At 76.4% G+C, this 1140-nt stretch carries 1 protein-coding gene; it reads left to right on the forward strand.

The window, feature by feature from the left end; genetic code table 11:
• Positions 1 to 1018: anhydro-N-acetylmuramic acid kinase (locus ACWEN3_RS46775; protein WP_452984566.1), on the forward strand; the 1018-nt coding region annotated here is incomplete at its 5' end.
• Positions 1019 to 1140 lie beyond the last annotated feature (122 nt).

Here is a 1140-nt window from a genome sequence, read left to right on the forward strand (position 1 = left end):
GGCGCTGCCGCCGGCCGCCGCCGGTCTGGCGGCGGTGTGCCGGCTCGACACCGGCATCGGCCGGGCGTTCGCGGCGGCGGCCGTCCGGGCCGATGGCGAACTGTGCGCGGGCCGGGCGGAGTTGGTGGCCTCGCACGGGCAGACCGTCTACCACGGCGTGTCCGACGGCCGGGTGTACGGCACGCTGCAGCTCGGTCAGCCCGCGTGGATCGCCGAGGCGACCGGGCTGCCCGTGGTCGCCGACTTCCGCGCCCGGGACGTCGCGGCCGGCGGGCAGGGCGCCCCCCTGGTCAGCCTGGTGGATCTGCTGTGGCTGCGCGGCAGGCCGGGGCGGCCGGTGGCGCTGAACATCGGCGGCATCGCCAATCTGACCGCGCCGGACGGGACGGCCTTCGACACCGGGCCCGGCTGTGCGCTGCTGGACGCGGCGGCCCGGGAGTTCAGCGGCGGGCGGCTGGCCTACGACGCGGACGGCGCCCTCGCCGCACGCGGCCGGCCGGACCCGCGGTTGCTTGACCGGCTGCTCGCGGAGCCGTACTACGCGCTGCCGGCGCCGAGGACGACCGGCAAGGAGCTGTTCCACGCCGGGTATCTGCGGGCGGCGGGCGCCTTCGACGGCGGCCGCCCGGAGGACGTGCTGGCCACGCTCACCCTGCTGACGGCGCGGACGGTCGCGGACGCGGTGCGGTCCGTCGGCGCGAGCGAGGTGATCGCCTCCGGCGGGGGCATCCGCAACCCGGTGCTGACGGACCTGCTCCGGGAGCGGCTCGCGGGGATCCCGGTGCGCTCCTCGGACGAACTGGGCCTGCCGGCCGCCGCGAAGGAGGCGTACGCCTTCGCGGTCCTCGGCTTCCTCACCGCCCACGGTCTGCCGGGCACCGACCCGCGCAGCACGGGCGCCCGCCGGCCGAGCGTGCTGGGGTCGGTGACCCCGGGGCGGTCGGGGTTCCGGCTGCCGCCGGCCGCGGTGCGGGGGCCGCTGCGGCTGGTGGTGAAGAGCGTCACAGGGCAGGGGTAGGCGAACAATTCCCGAGCGAAATGTCCGGTCCGCGGGATTGGTCGCGGATCCTCTCATCCAGGGTGGTCTTGTTGGGCACGTAGTTCATGGTGCGGGCGAGTTCGGTGTCCCACTTGGCGCCG

It is taken from the genome of Streptomyces sp. NPDC004561, from assembly GCF_053602155.1.